15 protein-coding genes and 1 pseudogene are annotated in these 17,074 nt (G+C 64.9%); all 16 read right to left on the minus strand.

The genetic code is table 11. The features are described from left to right. Positions 1–5: 5 nt before the first annotated feature. Positions 6–1,238: a M20 family metallopeptidase gene (locus AC1DE3_RS14985; RefSeq protein ID WP_476852510.1), complete on the minus strand. Its 1,233-nt coding sequence runs from the start codon at positions 1,236–1,238 to the stop codon at positions 6–8. Between the two features lie 312 nt (positions 1,239–1,550). Next, positions 1,551–2,960 (minus strand): c-type cytochrome, encoded by a 1,410-nt coding sequence (locus AC1DE3_RS14990; RefSeq protein WP_476778408.1) that lies wholly within the window; start codon positions 2,958–2,960, stop codon positions 1,551–1,553. Continuing rightward, positions 2,957–4,591, minus strand: coding sequence for a GMC family oxidoreductase (locus AC1DE3_RS14995; protein WP_476778409.1), 1,635 nt, complete (start codon positions 4,589–4,591; stop codon positions 2,957–2,959). The genes AC1DE3_RS14990 and AC1DE3_RS14995 overlap by 4 nt, the downstream gene beginning before the upstream one ends. Before the next feature lie 10 nt (positions 4,592–4,601). Then, positions 4,602–5,102 carry a sugar dehydrogenase complex small subunit gene (locus tag AC1DE3_RS15000; RefSeq protein WP_441513217.1) on the minus strand — a complete coding sequence of 167 codons (501 nt, stop codon included), beginning with the start codon at positions 5,100–5,102 and terminating at the stop codon, positions 4,602–4,604. Positions 5,103–5,177: 75 nt separating this feature from the next. Beyond that, positions 5,178–5,750, minus strand: coding sequence for an NADPH-dependent FMN reductase (locus AC1DE3_RS15005; RefSeq protein WP_476778410.1), 573 nt, complete (start codon positions 5,748–5,750; stop codon positions 5,178–5,180). A gap of 42 nt (positions 5,751–5,792) precedes the next feature. After that, positions 5,793–6,007 (minus strand): annotated as a pseudogene (locus AC1DE3_RS15010) (hydrolase); the annotation flags it as partial. Positions 6,008–6,051: 44 nt separating this feature from the next. After that, positions 6,052–6,495, minus strand: a complete 444-nt coding sequence (locus AC1DE3_RS15015) for a hypothetical protein (protein ID WP_476778411.1) — start codon at positions 6,493–6,495, stop codon at positions 6,052–6,054. A gap of 325 nt (positions 6,496–6,820) precedes the next feature. Next, entirely contained in the window at positions 6,821–7,855 is a 1,035-nt protein-coding gene (gene proX, locus AC1DE3_RS15020; RefSeq protein WP_476852511.1) for a glycine betaine/L-proline ABC transporter substrate-binding protein ProX, read from the minus strand. Positions 7,856–8,004: 149 nt separating this feature from the next. Further along, on the minus strand, positions 8,005–8,958 hold the full coding sequence (locus AC1DE3_RS15025; RefSeq protein ID WP_441513213.1) for an ABC transporter permease: 954 nt from the start codon (positions 8,956–8,958) through the stop codon (positions 8,005–8,007). Then, entirely contained in the window at positions 8,951–10,138 is a 1,188-nt protein-coding gene (locus AC1DE3_RS15030; protein WP_476778412.1) for a quaternary amine ABC transporter ATP-binding protein, read from the minus strand. Before AC1DE3_RS15030 ends, AC1DE3_RS15025 begins: the two co-directional genes overlap by 8 nt. A 156-nt stretch (positions 10,139–10,294) precedes the next feature. Beyond that, the gene (locus tag AC1DE3_RS15035; protein ID WP_476778413.1) at positions 10,295–10,609 is read right to left on the minus strand and encodes an NIPSNAP family protein; all 315 of its coding nucleotides are present in this window, start codon (positions 10,607–10,609) and stop codon (positions 10,295–10,297) included. After that, positions 10,606–11,457, minus strand: a complete 852-nt coding sequence (locus AC1DE3_RS15040; protein ID WP_476852512.1) for an alpha/beta fold hydrolase — start codon at positions 11,455–11,457, stop codon at positions 10,606–10,608. The genes AC1DE3_RS15035 and AC1DE3_RS15040 overlap by 4 nt, the downstream gene beginning before the upstream one ends. 4 nt (positions 11,458–11,461) lie before the next feature. Beyond that, positions 11,462–12,562 (minus strand): LLM class flavin-dependent oxidoreductase, encoded by a 1,101-nt coding sequence (locus AC1DE3_RS15045; RefSeq protein ID WP_476778414.1) that lies wholly within the window; start codon positions 12,560–12,562, stop codon positions 11,462–11,464. A 38-nt stretch (positions 12,563–12,600) separates the two neighbouring features. Further along, complete coding sequence (locus AC1DE3_RS15050; RefSeq protein ID WP_476778415.1) at positions 12,601–14,112, minus strand: aldehyde dehydrogenase; 1,512 nt, start codon at positions 14,110–14,112, stop codon at positions 12,601–12,603. Between the two features lie 15 nt (positions 14,113–14,127). Further along, entirely contained in the window at positions 14,128–15,108 is a 981-nt protein-coding gene (locus AC1DE3_RS15055; RefSeq protein ID WP_476778416.1) for a flavin reductase, read from the minus strand. A 126-nt stretch (positions 15,109–15,234) separates the two neighbouring features. Continuing rightward, a complete protein-coding gene (locus AC1DE3_RS15060; RefSeq protein ID WP_476778417.1) occupies positions 15,235–17,046 on the minus strand; it encodes a helix-turn-helix domain-containing protein in 1,812 nt (603 codons plus the stop codon). Positions 17,047–17,074 lie beyond the last annotated feature (28 nt).

Below are 17,074 nucleotides of genomic sequence, written 5' to 3' on the forward strand. Positions count from 1 at the left end.
GCGGTTCATGTTGTTTTTGCGCCCAGCCAAGCGAGCGCTCCGACAACCAGTGCCTCGACGCCCGTTTCCAGCGTAGGATGCAGAACCGGCGCGAATTGCGGGCTGTGATTGACCGGCAATTCGTTCAGCTTGCCGGCCGCCTTGGCCTCGGCATAGACCTTGGGATCGTTGCCACCCACGAACCAGAATACCGAAGGCACCTGCCATGCGGTGCCGAAGCAACCAAAGTCCTCGCTCGCAGGGGCGGGACCAGTATGCTTCACCCGATCGGGCGAAAAATACCCGCGAAACGCTGCGGCGATGCGGTTGCTGGCGGCTTCGTCATTGACGTTCAGAGGGTAGCGATCGAGCGGCGTGATCTCCGGTTTGCGCGGCGCGCCGGAGGCTTCGGCCTCAGCGTTGACGATCCGCTCGATGGCGGCGAGCACATGCTTGCGCACGCCTTCGTCGAACGTACGCACATTGAGCTTGATGACGGCGTCGTCGGGGATGACGTTTTCCTTGGTGCCTGCCTGTAGCACGCCCACAGTGACCACTGCCGCGTCGTTTGCGGCAACCTCGCGGGACACGATAGCCTGGAGCCGCAGGACCACGGATGCCGCCATGACGACGGGATCGATGCTGGCCTGCGGCATAGACCCGTGTGCGCCGCGCCCGAACAGGCGGATTTGCAGGCTGTCCGCAGCGGACGTGATCGGTCCAGCGCTTCCGGCAACGCTGCCGGCGGGGCCGACCATGACATGCTGGCCAAGCACGACATCGGGCGTTGGGAAACGTTGAAGCAGACCGTCATCGATCATCGCCCGAGCGCCTTGCGCGGTTTCCTCGCCGGGCTGGAAGACGGCCATCAACGTGCCCTTCCAGGCACCGCGCGCCTGTGACAGCAACGTCGCCGCACCAACCAGCCAGGCGACGTGCATGTCATGGCCGCACATATGGCCCACCGGGACGGTGCTGCCTTCGGCATCCGTCGCTGTGACCTTGCTGGCATAGTCCAGGCCAGTGTTCTCGGCGATCGGCAACGCGTCCATGTCGGCCCGGAGCATGACCGTCGGCCCCTCGCCGTTGCGAAGCAATCCGACCACGCCCGTCTTACCCACGCCAGTTTTCACCTCGAAGCCGGCTTTCCTGAGCTTGTCCGCGGCGAGGCTCGCGGTTCGCGTCTCCTGCATCGACAGTTCGGGATGGGCGTGAACGTCCTTGTAGAGCGCCTCGAGATCGGGCAGCAGCTTGGCCATGTCCGCCAGGACTGCAGATGCACTTCGGGAGGAGTCATGCCCAGCCATCATAATCTCCTTCTGACGCTGCCCTTGGCTAGTATCCGCCGGTGAAGCGATTGCGGCTGTTGGCAGGAGGCTCGAGCTCATCGACCATCGCGATCGCGAAATCTTCGATTGTTTCGAGGTGCCAGTTGACCTGAATCTAACCGCATTCCGTCAGCGTAACGCCGGCATCCTATCTCGCGGTCGCGATCCCGGAGTCACGTCGCCATCACCTTCCTAATCTTCCAAATGCTGCCAGTGCTGCATGCGCAACAGTCAAAAATGAGATTATCCTCGGATCTGCGCTGTGCGCCTGCTTTTATTCCGCCGCACAAGGAACCAACTGATAAGGCCAATCACGACAAGCCCCCCCGCCGCCATGGCCGTCTGCGCGAGAGTGACGAGGACGGTGCTTGTTGTTCCGCTCCGAACCGAGGCTGTTTGTTCGACAGAGACCTTGGCCGCCGGGTTGCCGAAATGCTGGATCAGATAGTTGCTCAGGGTTGCAACCTGCGTATCCGAAAGCTCCTTGGCGAAGCCCGGCATAAAAACATCCGGCTGGCGGCGCAGCCCATCCAGGATGACCATCACCAGATTGTTGGTATTGGTCCTGCCCAACGCGGTATTGTGCAGCAGCGACGGCAGGCCGCCCTTAAAGCTGCCCTGTCCCTGCGCCTGGTGGCAGGTTGCGCAATAAGCATCGTAAATCTGCGGACCGCTCATGGCGTCCGGGTTCGACGGCAGCGCCACGCCGCGGATGCTAGCCAGCTCATCTGACGGTACGCCCCAGTCAAAGACCGGCTTCGTGTCGGCCGGGTCACGAATAGGCGAAACCGTTTTAAGGTAAACCGCGATCGCCTTCAGGTCCTCCTCGGTCAAAAACCGCAAGCTGTAGTCGATTGCTTCTGCCATCGGGCCAGCGGCCTGGCTTTTTCCTGAAGCGTGGCCGTCGCGCATATAGGTGACCAGTTCTTCGACGGTCCATCCACCAATCCCGCTGTTGGGGTCGGATGTGATGTTGGGCGCATGCCAGAAGCCAACCTCGCCCCCGGCCATTTCGCTCGACGTCCTTTCCGCCATGAACAGATTGCGCGGTGTATGGCAGCTTCCGCAATGCGCCGGCCCACGCACGAGATAGGCGCCCCGGTTCCATTCGGCGTTATGCGCGGGATCGGGCTTGAACGGGCCTTTGTCGAGGAACAGCAGGTTCCAGGCGGCCATCGACAGGCGGATGTTGAACGGGAACGGCAATTTCGTTTCAGCAGGGCGGGTTTCGACCGGCACCACGTCATTCATGAAATAGGCGTAGAGCGCGGCGACGTCGTCGTCGGACAGCTGCACATAAGAGGTATAGGGCATCGCTGGGTAGAGCTGCCTGCCGTCCGCCCGCACGCCTTTGCGCAACGCGGCGTCGAACTGTTCAAGCGTGTAATTGCCGATGCCGTTTGCCTTCGACGGCGTGATGTTGGTGGCAACGATCGGGCCGATGGGCGTGGCAATGGAAAGGCCGCCGGCCATGGCCGCGCCGCCGGGCGCCGTATGGCAGGCCATGCAATCGGATGCCGTGGCGAGGTATTTTCCATGCGCGATCTGATCGACCGCGGCCCCGGTGGACTGCTGCGCGTCTGACGTGCCGGGCACGGACAACGCCAGGGCAAGCGCGAAACCGGAAAACAGGCGATGCATCGCGCGGCTCATGTCTTCGCTTCGCTCATCGGAGCGGCAAGCGAGGCGCTCTTCCGCCCCAGAATATGCGCGACCGAGCGCAGGGCGACGGCCAGGCCGTTCTCCGTCGAGTTGCAGGTCGCGGAAGTCGGCAGCACGCCGGTGCTCGCCAGGAAGAGGTTCTCGTGGTCGTGCGCACGTCCCCATTGATCGCAGACTGAGGTTTTGGGGTCGCTGCCCATGCTGAGCGTGCCGCAAATGTGCTGGTTGTTGGCGAAGTCGCCGTCCCTGCTGAAGCGCAGGTTGGTCCCACCCATCCGTTCGGCGATGCGGCGGAAGTCCTGCTGGGAGCGCTCATGACCACGCTTCGTGTAGTCGGCGATCGCATAATGCGCTTCGGGCTTCGGAATGCCCATCGCATCCTTCTCGGAGCTCAGGGTTATACGGTGCTTGGGGTCCGGTAGCACCTCGAGCACGTTCTTCACGTTCATCTCGCGGGCCGCACTGTAGCGCAGGCGCTTCTCCAGTTCCGTACCATAAACGCCGGCCGCGATTAGACTTTTCGTGGCACCATCGACACGCGAGATGTTGGTGAAATCCAGCCGGTAGGGAGCGTGCTCGGAGCGGAACGCGCCGTCGCGCATCGTATTGATCGAACTCGGGCTTTGCGGTCCCCGTCCCAGCCATACCTCCTCGTCGGCGTCGAAGGTCAGCGAGGTGCTCGGATGATCCATCAGATTGCGGCCGACCATGTCGGAGCTGTTGGCGAGGCCCTTCGGGAACTTGCCGCTGGCCGACAGCAGCAGCAGGCGCGGGCTTTCGATGCCGTTGGCAGCGACTATGAAGGTCTTGCCGGTGACCCGGTGCGAGACCTTGTCGGGATCGTAGTAAAGCGCCGCCGCGATGCGGCCCTTCTCGTCATGTTCGAGCTTGTAGACATTGGCGTTGGGAACCAGCTTTGCCCCGGCCGTCTCGGCGGCGGCCGCCGCGAGCCCACCATGGTACTGGGCATCGATGGGGCAGATTGGCTGGCAGGAGTTGTTGCCGCAGCAGGCCGGCCGGCCGTCATAGGGCCGGCTGTTGCGCGCCGTGGTGTTGGTCACGACCGGGTAGTCGGAGGCGAGCCGCTCTCGCAGGCGGCGCATGGCAAAAGGCTCGGCGACCGGCTCCATCGGGAAAGGCTTGTTGCGCGGCGAGCCGGTGTCGGGCGCGCCCGAAACGCCCATGATCTCCTCGGCCTCCTGGTAGAAGGGCTCGATGTCGTCATAACTCATCGGCCAGTCGACGCCGACGCCATACAGGGTTTTGATCTTGAAATCGTTGGGCAGATTGCGCCAGGCTTGGGCCGCCCAATGCCATGTCGTGCCGCCGACCTGCCGAACATACTCGGCGGCGTAGGGGTAGGGTCCGGCCTGTACGAGATAGTTGTTCGGCTCCGGCTGATAGATCGGATGCGGTGCCCAGGCCGCGGGCGGGTAAGGCGACATCCAGTCGCTGCGGCGCGGCGAATTGCGGAAGCGTGCCACCAGCTCGCCGCGCGTGACGCGTGGGCCGGCTTCGAGAATGAGAACCGACGCGCCGGCGAGCGCAAGCTTGCGAGCGACCAGCGAACCGATGATCCCCGATCCGATGACGACGAAGTCCGCTGACAGCGTATCGGCCATCGTGTTTTCCTCAGATCGGGCTTCGCGCCCAACTGCCATAGGCGCCGTAGGCATAGGTCGGCGGCTTCAAAACGTCGGCGACGGTCTGCGCATTAAGCGCCGTCTCGAAGGCGAGGCAGCGCGCCTTGGTCCCGTCCCCAACGATGCCCATGTACCAGGCCGTCACGATCCGGGTCGGCAACGGCGCCAGTGACGACTTTTCGTCGTCCAAAGTTTTCTGCAACTGCATGGGATCGATCTTGCGCTGCTCGATCATGTCGAGCAGCGCCTTCGTTGCAGCAGGAAAACCGGGATCGTCGGCCACAAGGGCGCCGAACAGACGCAGGGACTGTGCCGCGTCGAGCGACGGGCGCCCTGCCAGGATGGCCGACAGCGCCAGGAACGCGCCATGGTCTGCGTCCGTCGCTTCCTGAGCCAGCGCCCACGGGATCAAGGATGCCGTGTAGGCCGAAACAAGTCCGAAAAGCAGAAGCCGGCGGCCAGGATCAGGATGCGCTTTTGAAGCCTGCATGACACATGTCCGATGTTGCAGTCGCGACGCCGGCGGATTTGAGCCGACAGCGTCGGCGTCGGAATAGTCCGCCCCCTACGCGTCCGGAGGCAGGACTGAAAGAACCCTTGCGATGAAGGTATGGAATTCGGTCATATAGTTTCGCAAGAAATCTTCGGTTTCTTCATTGCTCACCTCACCATCATCGGAAATCAGGCCCGGAGTGAAGCGAATATAGGCTTCAGGAGCGTTCATCTGCGGCGAATTACAGAAACTGAGCACACTGCGTAGACTCTGCTGGGCGACGGCCGTTCCGATCGCGCCGGGCGACGTGCCGATGACTGCAGATGGCTTGCGCGTGAACGAATTCTTGCCATAGGGGCGGCTGGCCCAGTCGATTGCGTTTTTCAACCCGCCGGGGATCGAACGATTATACTCCGGCGTGATGAAGAGGACGGCCTCTACGGCAGCGAGGGCATCCTTGAAGGCGCGTGCAGAAGGCGGAAAATCAGCATCGTAGTCGTAGCTGTAGAGCGGCAGATCCTTGAAGGACACCTCCGACATTTCTAACTCCGGGGGCGCAAGTTGGACCAACGCCTTCGCGAGTTTGCGATTGATCGATCCCTTGGCGAGGCTGCCGATAAGGTAGCCAACTTTATGTACGGTCATCGAAACCTCCATTTAGGCGCGGCGGTTTGAGGCCGCTCAGTCCGCGGCCGAAACGAGCTTCTCGCGGCCGGTTGCTTCGACAGCCTTGCGGAATTCGACATCTTCCCAAGAATTGATAGTGGTGCGATCAGCAACGGGCGGTCCATCGAGGCGACGGATTTCACCTGCACCGGCTGGTCGTCGATGATGATGAAGGCCGCATTCTCTGGCGTCAGCAGATGGTCCTTGACGGGATCGCGGATCGGTTCGCTGGACATCGCTTTCCTCCTCCGATCATCGCGCGGGGAGACCCGGCACCCCGTCAGATTCTGTCGAAGCCTCCGCCGGCGGCAACCAAGCCGCCGCTCACGCGCAGGGATTCGATCGCGCCATGTTGTTCGACGGGAGCTACGCCGGCTCCGTTAGTCTTGATGCCGCCGGCGAACTCGATCTCGAACGCGCCGGTGATGACATAGACGCCATATCCGTGCGGGCGTTCTGTCTCGCTCCGAGCATCGGCCGCGATGATATCGAGCCCGTTCACATCGACATGGCCTGCGCGAACCTTGTCGCGGGCGAGGATCCGAACGCAGCCAGTCGTCGTGACGCCGCGCAATTCGATCCGTCCGAGGCTCTGCCCGGGAGACAGACGGATCGACGGCACGTTCGCCAGACTGCCGTGAACGACGATTCGCTGGATACCCGGGTCCTTGGTGACCGCTACCAAAGCATCGACGGTCGAGACGGCGCATTCCACAGTCTGCATGAGGCGATCCTAAGCCGATGCCCATAACGCCCAGACCGACATAGGGACACTGCGTTTAGATCAATTCAAGGCGACGTTTCGGGGAAAGCAATCGATCAACTGAATGTGAATTCGCGGAGCCTAGGTTCAGGCAAATGAAACAGGGCGCTGCACTTATCAACTTTGGTCGCACGATGTTGCCGTGGATCTATTCTCGTGTGAGGGCAGCCTCGCCGCAGCAGTTTCTGCGGAGGCTTATGGCTGCTGCTCAACAGTCCGAGTTCGAAAAAATGGGCGAGGCCGAAACCGGCCCCGCCCTTCCAAAGCGTTGAAATATCGCCTTCGCTTACTTCGCAGCGCGTCCGGCCGCGACCCAGCTGTCGAACTGGGTCTTGTGCGCACCGACCCATTCTTCGGCCATCTTCGTGATGAGGGCGTTGCTGCCGCCGTTCTTGTTGATATTGAACTCCCAGTGGGACCAGTCCTCGAGCGGGAACTTCATGTTCTCGACGAGCGCCTTCACAGCCGGATTCGCGGCGATAAACTTCTTGTTGGCGACCGAACCCCAGTTCCAGGAGGCCATCGCCATGCGGCAGGGATCGGCGCCGCCGGCGCAGCCCTTGACACCCTTGACCAGGGCCGAACCCTTGTTCGGGACGGAGGGCGGCAGCGCGTCCTCCGGCGTCGGCAGCCAGACGACATCCTTGCCAGGAACCAGCGCGTTGTTCACCCAGGACGGGCTCCAGGCATAGAAGAAGGCCGGCTCGCCGCGCTTCACGCGGGCCACGGCCTCGACCATCAGCGCCTCGTACTTGCCGCGGATCGACTTGACGTTGTCCTTCAGGCCGAACTTGTCGAGCTGGAAATCGACGACGTCGCCGCAGGACCAGCCGGGATCGCAGTTGATCAGGTCGGCCTTGCCGTCCTTGCCGAACAGCGCCGCGATCTTGGGGTCCTTCATCTGGATCAGAGAGGTGATGTTGTGGGCGTCGGCGGTCTTCTTGTCGATCRGGTAGCCGTTGATGCCGCCGCCGACGATCATGCCGCCTCCGACGATCTCGGCATCCTTCTCCACCGCGCGGAAGCCCGGCTCGCGTTGCGGGAAGTTGACGTCGGTCGCAAGGTCGAGATCGCCCTGCCCCGCCGCCTGGAAGAACAGCGTCGTGTTCACGGTGCTGAGCTTGACGTCGTAGCCGAGCTCCTTCAGCGCTTTCATCACGATCTGGGCGGTGACGTAGTTGGCGCCGAGGCTGTCGCTCTGGGCGTAGCGCACGGTCTTGCCCTTGCCGGGCAGTTCCTGCGCCTGAGCAGGCGCCGCCGCAAAGGCGAGCGCGCCAGCGGCCATTGCCACCGTCAGCATCTTCAATCTGGTCATGGTCATCAACTGTTCTCCTCGTCGTCGACCGTGCCGGCCGTGGTTGCTTTCCCCTGCCCGCCCTTGCGACGGGTCTTAAAAACCGGAACGCTGCGCTGTCCCGGCCATTCCTTGAGTGCGAGCACCTCCCGCGGCGTGGAGGCTCCGCAACGCGTTCAGAGCGCCTGCTTCACCGGTGCCACGGCCTGGACGGTCTCGTCCGGCCGACCGCCCTTGAACAGCCGCGCGACCGCGCCGAGCAACGAGGCGCGTGCAGCTGCCCTGCCACCGGCCTTGGGAGCGGCGAGCTTCTGCGTGATCCGGTCGAGCACCATGGCGAGGAGCACGATGGCGATGCCGCCCACGGCAGCACGGCCGACATCGAGGCGGCCAAGGCCCTGCAGCACGACGAGGCCGAGGCCCTCCGCACCGATCATGGCGACGACCACCGAGAGCACCATCGCCGTCAGGACGGTCTGGTTCAGGCCGCCGAGGATGGTCGGGATAGCCAGCGGCAGCTGGATCTCGAAGAGGAGCTGGCGCTTGTCCGCACCGAAGGCGAGACCGGCCTCGACGATCTCGTGCTCCACCATGCGGATGCCGAGATTGGTGAAGCGGATCAGCGGGGGCGCCGCCGCCGTCACGACCGCGACCTCGCCGGGCACGGTGCCGACGCCGAACAGCATCACCACCGGCACGAGATAAACGAAGCTCGGCGTGGTCTGCATGATGTCGAGGATCGGGCGGACGACGTTCCAGACCCGGTCGCTGCGCGCGCACCAGATGCCGATCGGAATGCCGATGACGGCGCAGAAGACGATGGCGGTCGAGATCAGCGAGAGCGTCGTCATCGCCTCGTTCCACACGCCGAGCATGGCGATCACGATCAGCGAGACCGCACTGAAGATCGCGATGCCGGGCGTGGAGAGCCGCCAGGCCAGCAGGAAGAAGCCGACCACGAAGAGCGGGAACGGAATGGCGTGGAGGAGCCAGTCGTTTAGGCTCAGCAGGTTCTCGACCGGCCATTTGATGGCGAGGAAGATCGGCCGCAGATTGAGCGCGACCCAGCTGACGCCCTGCTGGATCCAGGCGTCGATCGGGAAAACGGCGAGATCGTCGGCTTTAAGCATGATGCTCTCCGACCGAAGCGGGCTTGGGAGTGGTGGATGAGATGCGGGCGAGGATGTCGTCGGCGCCGAGCGACCCCATGAACTTGCCGTCATCGTCGACGACCGCGATCGGGCGGCCGTCGCGATAGCTGCGGGCCACGTCGAGGAGCTTCGCGCCGGGCGGGACGCTGACATAGTCGCCGCTCGGGGCCGCGATCTCGCCGCCCGCACGGGCTTGCCCGCAAGCTTCGGCGTCGAGCGTCCCGAGCACCTTGCCCTCGCGGTCGAGCACGAAGCCGGCGCCGCCGGCCTCGCCGATCAGCGCTCCGCGCTCCGACTGCAGGATCGGCTCGCCCGGCCGCATCACGGAACGCGCATCGAACAGCCGCGCGCGGTCGACCTCGCGGGTGAAGGCGGCGACATAGTCGCTGCCCGGCTCCAGCACGATCGACTGAGGCGTGCCTTCGCGCACCAGCTCGCCATCGGACATGATGGCGATGCGGGTGCCGAGCTTCAGCGCCTCCTGGAAATCATGGGTGATGAACAGGATCGTCTTGTTCAGCGTGCGCTGCAGGCGCAGCAATTCGTCCTGCATCTCGGTACGGATCAGTGGGTCGAGCGCGCTGAAGGCTTCGTCCATGATCAGAATGTCGGCGTCGGTCGCCAGCGCGCGGGCGAGGCCGACGCGCTGGCGCATGCCGCCCGACAGCTCATGCGGGAAGTGGTAGCCCCAGCGGCCGAGGCCAACGACGCTCAGCACCTCCTCGGCGCGGCGGCGCCGCTCGCCCGGCGCAATGCCGCGCAGCTTCAGGCCGAATTCGACATTCTCGATGACGCGCTTGTTGGGCAGCAGTGCGAAATGCTGGAAAACCATGGAGATGCGGGTGCGGCGCACCTCGCGTAGCTCCTCCTCGCCCAGCGGAACGATGTCGCGCCCGTCGAGCAGGATCTTGCCGCCGCTCGGCTCGTTCAGCCGGTTGATGCAGCGGGCCAGCGTCGACTTGCCCGAGCCCGACAGGCCCATGACCATGTACATGGCACCCTCGGGCACGCTCAGCGAGACGTTGTTGAGCCCGACCACCGCGCCGAGCTTCTCGAAGACCTCGTTCTTGTTGCCGCCCTTCGCGAGCATCTCCAGCGCCGGGCGCGGCGTGCTCGAAAATATCTTGTACAGATTCTGGATTTGCAGTCGCTCGGTCATGTCCGGCCCCCTCTTCTCGGCGCCCGATTGATCGGGCTTGTTCGACCTGCCTGCCGACACCATTAAGTGCCGGCGGGGATGACGCGTCTTCCTGCGATCCGATGGAGGAACGTTCCTCTCCCTCGTCCCCCTGGAGGAAAACGCAGGCGGCCGCTGCTAGCGGAGCGGCGAAAAATCCGTCGGCAGCAGGATCCGGTTCTCGGCCTGCTCGATGTTCTCCGACAGCCTGGGCAGGAAGGCCTGCCAGCGCGGGTCGTCCGCGAGCTGCCGGCGCCGGCGCGTCCTGTCCTCGAAATCGGCATAGGCCCAAAGATGGGTCACATGGCTGAGCGCCCCGATCTCGGTGGTGAAATAGCCGACCAGATGGCCGAGGATGGGTTGCTGGATCGCCAGCCCTTCCTCGCGGACCAACTGGAGATAGCGGCCCATCCGGCCGTTGCGGATCCGGTAGATGCGTTCTTCGACGATCATGGCTGCCGCTCCTCCCTGCCGTCCCCGAGGAAGCCGCGCATCAGCCCGGCGACCTGCTCGGGCGCCTCGGTCAGGATCGAGTGGCGCAGGCCCGGCAGGATGTGCAGCTTCGAGCCGGAAATGCGCTCGTGCATGTAGCGCGCCATGCGCGGATTGGAGCCGGCGTCCTCTTCCCCGGTCGCGATCAGGACGGGCACGCGGATCTGGTCGAGCAGCCCGCCGAAATCCGTTTGGGCCAGCACGCGATAGGCCGCAGCATAGCACTCCGGGTCGTTCTCCGCATTGCGCTGGCGCAGCTTGGCGATGAGTTCCGGGTTCTTCGCCTGGAAGTCTTCGGTCAGCCAGCGCGAGAGCGAGGCGTCGTAATGCGAGCCGCGATCGCCCGCCTGCAGGGCGGTAAGTCGGGCGGCGACACGTTCCCGCTCTTCTTCGGTGCGCCCGGCGACGGTTGCCAGCAGAATGAGGCGGCGGATGCGCTGTTGATGCGTCAGCGCCAGGCGCTGTGCGATCAGCCCACCAAGCGAGAAGCCGGCGAGGTTGAAGCTGCCGAACCCGGTATGATCGGCCAGTGCCAGCACGTCGCCGACGAAATCGTCGATCTCGTAGCGGCCGCGCGGCTTGCTCGAGCGGCCATGGCCGCGCAGGTCGAAGCTCAGGATGCGGAAACGGTCTGAGAGGCGCTCGACCACGCCCTCCCAGGCCTCGAGATAGGAGCCGACGCCGTGGATGCAGATCAGCGGCTCGCCCTCCCCCTCGATCCGGTAATTCAGCGTGACGCCGCCGACGGTCAGGCTTTGCGGTCCCCGCGCCGGCTCGGCACGCCGGGCAGGCAATGTCGCGCCAGCCATCGCCTTAGTGCCCGACCGCGGCCAGGCGCGGAGCCTGCGCCGCCGCCTTGGTCTTCTCGCGCTCGCGGGCGGCGAAATGCGGCATCACCTCGTCGATGAAGAGCCGCAGCGTCTTCATCTGCAATGCGAAAGGCAGGTTGAAGGAGAGGCCCAGCGCGAACTGGTCGACGCCGGCATCCTCGTAGACCTGCAGCTTGCGGATGATCTCGTCCGGCGTGCCGAACATCAGATTGTCGCGCACCGCCTGCGGATTGTAGTTGTCGCGGTTGGCGATGGTCTCGAACGGAATGGCCTCGGGGAAACCGTTCCTTACCGCACCGCTGTTCTGCATCAGATTCTCGAAATAGCCGCCATAGTCGACCGAGTGCCGCACGGCGAGCTCCCAATCCGCCTGCCGGTCGTAGACGCAGGTGCGCCGCTGCATCATCAGGCGCGGACGCGGGCGCTCCGGGTGATCGGCCACCGCCTTGCGGAATTTCTCGCCGAGCACCCCGACCTCGGCCGGCGGCGCCGAGAGCGGCGTCGAGAGGATATTGGCGCCGATGCCCACCGCCCAGTCGAAGGTGCCGGGGTCGCGTGCCGCCACCCAGATCGCCGGGTGCGGCTGCTGCAAGGGCTTGGGCACCGAGGTGGCGAGCGGGAATTTCCAGTACTGGCCGTCATGCTCGTAGTCACCGGCCCAGAGCTTCCGCACCGCCGGGACCAGCTCCTTCATGAAGGCGACGCCTTCCTGCTGGGGAATGCCGCCGGCCATACGGTCGAACTCGTATTGATAGGCGCCGCGCGCGATGCCGAATTCCAGGCGCCCGCCCGTCAGGTGGTCGCAGAGCGCCGCCTCGCCGGCGAGGCGGATCGGCGACCAGTAGGGCGCCACCAGCGTCGCGGTGCCCAACCGGATGCGGTCGGTATGCTGGGCGAGCCAGGTCAGCGTCTGAAAGGGGTTCGGCGAGATCGTGCACTCGATGGTGTGGTGTTCAGCGGTCCATAGCGTCTCGAAACCGCCCTCGTCGGCGACTTTCGCCAGCGCACGGAAGTTCCTGACGGCGTCCTGCATGGACTCCCCCGGCGAGAAGCGCTCCATGCTGATGGAAACGGCGAATTTCATGGCTTTCCTCCGTCGTTCTGGCTCATGCCGTGGGCCGCTCAGCGCAGGCGGATCACGAACGGGTCCTGCATGGCGCCCGAGTAGTCGATGAGAACGTTCTTCAGGCGCGAGAACTCGCGCATGACCTCGAAGCCGCCGCGGCGGCCATAGCCGCTGTTCTTCATGCCGCCATTGGCGGACATGTAGGCGGCAGAGCGGTAGGTGTTGATCCAGACGGTGCCGGCATCGATCTCGCGGGCGAAACGCATCGCCCGATCGATATCCTTGGTCCAGATGCCCGAGGCGAGGCCGTATTCGGTGTCGTTGGCGAGCTGGATCATCTCGGCCTCGGTCTCGAACGGCACGATGCCGACGACCGGCCCGAAGATCTCCTCGCGCATGAAGCGCATGTCGTTGCGGGCCTCGACCATGACGGTCGGCTCGAAATACCAGCCGCGGGCCAGCTCGCCGTCCTGCGGCTTCCGCCCGCCGACCGCGACCTTCGCACCCTCGCGCACGCCGGCCCCGACATAGTCCTCGACCTTGGCGAGCTGCGAGGCGAGCGCGACCGGGCCGATATCGGTGTCTTCGCTCTGCGGATGGCCGACCTTGATGCGGCGCGTGCGCTCGACCAGCGCCTCCACGAAACGGTCATAGATCGGCCGCTCGACGAAGCAGCGGGAGCCCGCGACGCAGGTCTGGCCCGCGGCGGCAAAGACGCCGGAGACGACGCCGTTCACCGCGCGATCGATATCGACATCGGAGAAGATGACGTGAGGTGACTTGCCGCCGAGCTCCATCTGGCAGGGAGCGAGGTGGTGCGCGGCATTGGCCGCTATCTTGCGGCCGGTGAAGGTCGAGCCGGTGAAGACGTATTTGGCGATGCCGGGGTGGCGCGTCAGCGCCTCGCCGGTGGTGGCGCCGTCGCCGGTGACGACATTGATCACGCCGGGCGGAATTCCGGCCTCGATCGCGAGTTCGGCCAGCGCGAGGCTGGAGGCGGTCGCGTGCTCGGAAGGCTTCACGACGATGGTGTTGCCGATGGCGAGGCAAGGCGCCAGCGTGCCCGTCAGCATCATCAACGGCGAGTTCCAGGGAATGATCATGCCGATCACGCCAAGAGGCTCGCGCAGGTTGAAATTCAGCGAGTCGAGCTTGTTGACCGGAATCGTATCGCCCTGAAGCTTGTCGGCCATGCCGGCGAAGTAGAAATAGGAGTCCGGGATCGCGCGCATCTGGGCGCGCATCTCCTTGAGCAGCTTGCCGTTGTCGCGGCACTCGATCATCGCGAGCTCATCGGCGTTCGCGAGCACAAGCTCGCCGAGACGGCGCACCAGCTTGCCGCGCTCGGTCTGCGTCATCCGGCGCCAGGCCGGGTTGACGAAGGCGGCCCTGGCCGAGCGCACGGCGGCGTCGACATCATGGGCGTCGCCCTGGGCGAATTCGTACCAGGGCACGGCCGTGGTCGGATCGTATGACGCCACGTAGGCGCCGCTCCTGGGCGCGACGAAGGCGCCATCGATGAACAGGCCCTGGCGCGAACCTTCGAGAGATTTGACGGTCGTCTTCATGGTCGCTCTGCCAGCTCAGATTTGCGGAAGGTTGGCCCAGGGCTGCGCATCGCCGACCATGGCGAGGCGGCCGCCATCATCGGAATCCATGTAGATTCCGAAGCGCTTGCTGGCGCTCTCGCGGACGTAGCGGCGCAGCATCGAAGAGATTTCCCGGGTCGGAATCTCGTCATAGGGAAGCTGGTCGATCGGGAAGAAGCGCAAGCCGGCGGAAAGCGGTTGCGAGGCCGCTGCCTGTGCGAGGCGGGCGCGGTAGATCAGGTAGCCCGGATCGCCGTCGGTGACGTCGAAGACGGAGTAGAGGAAGGTGTCGTCGGGCAGGAGCGTCAGCGCCTCGCCACCATCGAGCTTCAGCTCGCTATCGGCGATGCGGCGCTTCGCGCTCGGCAGCACCCAGCCGCCCTTGCCGTCCGACCGCAGCAAAAGCCTGCCGTCGGACTCGATCAGATAACCGACGATCATACCCTGGGATTCAAGCCAGCCCGGCGGCAGCGGATCCTTCACATTCGCATAGCGGCCGCGGCAGAAGCCGAGCGGCGCGGAAGGGCTCGTACCGAAGGCCTGCACCTCGCCGATCAGCACCAGGTGATCGCCGGCATCGACGCGGCTATGCACGGTGCAGTCGAACCAGGTCAGGCAATCGGTGAGCACCGGCGCGCCGGTATGGACGTGGTCATGATTGATCGTGTCGAACTTGTTCGCGGCCTTTGAGGCAAACAGGTTCGAGATATCGGTCTGCGCCTCGTGCAGGAGATTGACCGCGAAGGCGCCGGAACTGTTGAAGGCGCCGTAGCTATGGGCGCTCTTGCCGACGCAGACCAGAAGCAGGGGCGGATCGAGCGAAACCGAGGTGAAGGAGTTCGCGGTCATGCCGCGGGGTGCCCCCTCGGCATCGCGCGTCGTGATCACGGTGACGCCGGTGACGAAGGTTCCGAAAGCGCGTCGCAGCGCGACCGGATCGATTGCCGTTGCTGTCTTTTCCGCGGGAGCGAGCATCCGCCTCACCTCGATCAATGCGGGATCGTGGTAAGAGGCTAGGCGCCGAGGCTGCCGTTCGCTTCCTAGGAATAGCTGGACAAATTCCGGAAATGTTTCGCCGGATCGGTGGAAGCGAGTTTCGCCTCAGGCCACCGTCGCTTCGGTGTTCTCGATGACACCGTGCAGCCGGATGGCAAGCTCGATCGCAAAGCGCTTGTCGGCGGTCTCCGGGTCGATGCCGAAAAGATCCTGGATCCGCGAGAGCCGGTAGCGCAACGTCGTGACGTGGAGCCCCATCGCATCGGCGCAGGCCTGGGCGCGGCAGCCCTCGCGCAGATAAGCCGCAAGCGTCGCCAGATAGGGCGTGTCGTGCTTACGGTCATGCGCGATCACCGCACCGATCGCGCCGTCGACGAAGCTGCGTACATCCACCGATTCCGCGGCGCCGATCAGCATCGGCATCGGGCCAAAATCGAAGGCTGACAACGTTCCACTGCGCCCGAAGGAACGCGCGATGCGGATCATCCGCCAGCAGCGATCCCATTCCTTGGGATAGCTCTCGAGCCCGTCACAGATGCCACCGAGCACGGCGATCGGCTCGCGGCTGAAACTGTGGCGGAGCACCTCGACCATGCGGCGCGCCAGCTTTCCGGCGCGCTCCGTCTCGCCGCTCTTCTCCTCGGGAACGAGGCAGACGAGCCCGCCGCCGACAGCGATGACGTTGACTGGCAGGTTCATCTGGCGCGCGAGCCTGGTCACGGCGTGATGGCAGTCGACGCTGATATCGGCCGGCAGAGACGGGCCGTCGGGAAAATCCACCACGATCATCCGGGCCCGAGCGCCCAGCGCCAGCCCGAGCCGGCGGCCGCGCTGGACGATGTCGTCGGCATCCCGCCAGCGCCGTTCGACGATCTCGAAGAAGAGCTCCGTCAGCGTGCGCGTCTCGAAGCGGAAGCGGATGACGCTGCGCATCATCTGCACGCTCAAGGCGAATTTCACGCTGTCGAGCAGCAGGCGCCGGAGATCGCCGGCGCCCTCCCCGGCTTCCGGAAAGATCACCAGCGCGCCGACAGCCTGCCCATCGACATCGAGCGCCTCGATCCGCGCCGTGATCTGCAGCCGCTGAGCTCCAACGTCGAGGCGCAGAACCAGAGGCTCGGTGCGGCCCACTGCCACGGCGTCGCGTGCGGCGGCCGTGATCTGGGCGCCGATCGCGCCGTCGAGCGCCCGCTGCCAGGCGGCATCGTCGAAATGCAGCGGCGCCGGCGAGCGGCTGGACGCGAGTGCGTTTCCGGCGAAATCCACCACCAGGATCGCTTCCGGCAGCAGTTCGGCCAGCAATGTCGAGAGCGCCGCGGTCGAGCCGCCCGACAGAACCGCTTGCAGCAGCGTGGTCTGGGTCTGCAATGCGTTCTGCAACTGCTCGGCCGCTTGGCGCTCTGCGCGCAGGCGATGCTCGCGCTCGACGGCGATGCCGCCGAGATGGACGATCATGCTCATGAAGGCGAGGTCGTCGGCCGAGACGTCCTGAATGTCGCGGGAGACGACGTTCAGCACCATGGCCCGCCCCTGCGCGTCTGCGCAGCTCATCGGCAGCACCAGCACGGTGCGGTAGTCGCGTTCGAAGGCTTCCCGGCGATAGCCCGGAAACTCCTCCGAGGCGCGCGCGTCCCGGATGTAGACGGGCTCATTGCGCTGGAGCGCGATCAGGGCGGGGCTGGTGGCCAGCTCCCAACGATCCTCCAGACGCCGGCGCAGCAAGGTCGGATCATGGCGGACGACGACATGAGCGTCGCCATGCGGAGCGTCGATCGCCATGATCGACCCCAGCGCCCAGCCGCCATGCTCGCAGGCCGCGCGGATGAGATCGCGGAGCACCGTGTCGAGATCGCCGCCCGAATTGATCCGGCTTGCGACATCGCGCAACGAACGCATCTGCGAGGCCTGATCCGCCATGGGTCTCTCCCTACCGACCGCAGATGAT

The sequence above is a fragment of the Allobosea sp. 10L417 genome (assembly GCF_056395485.1).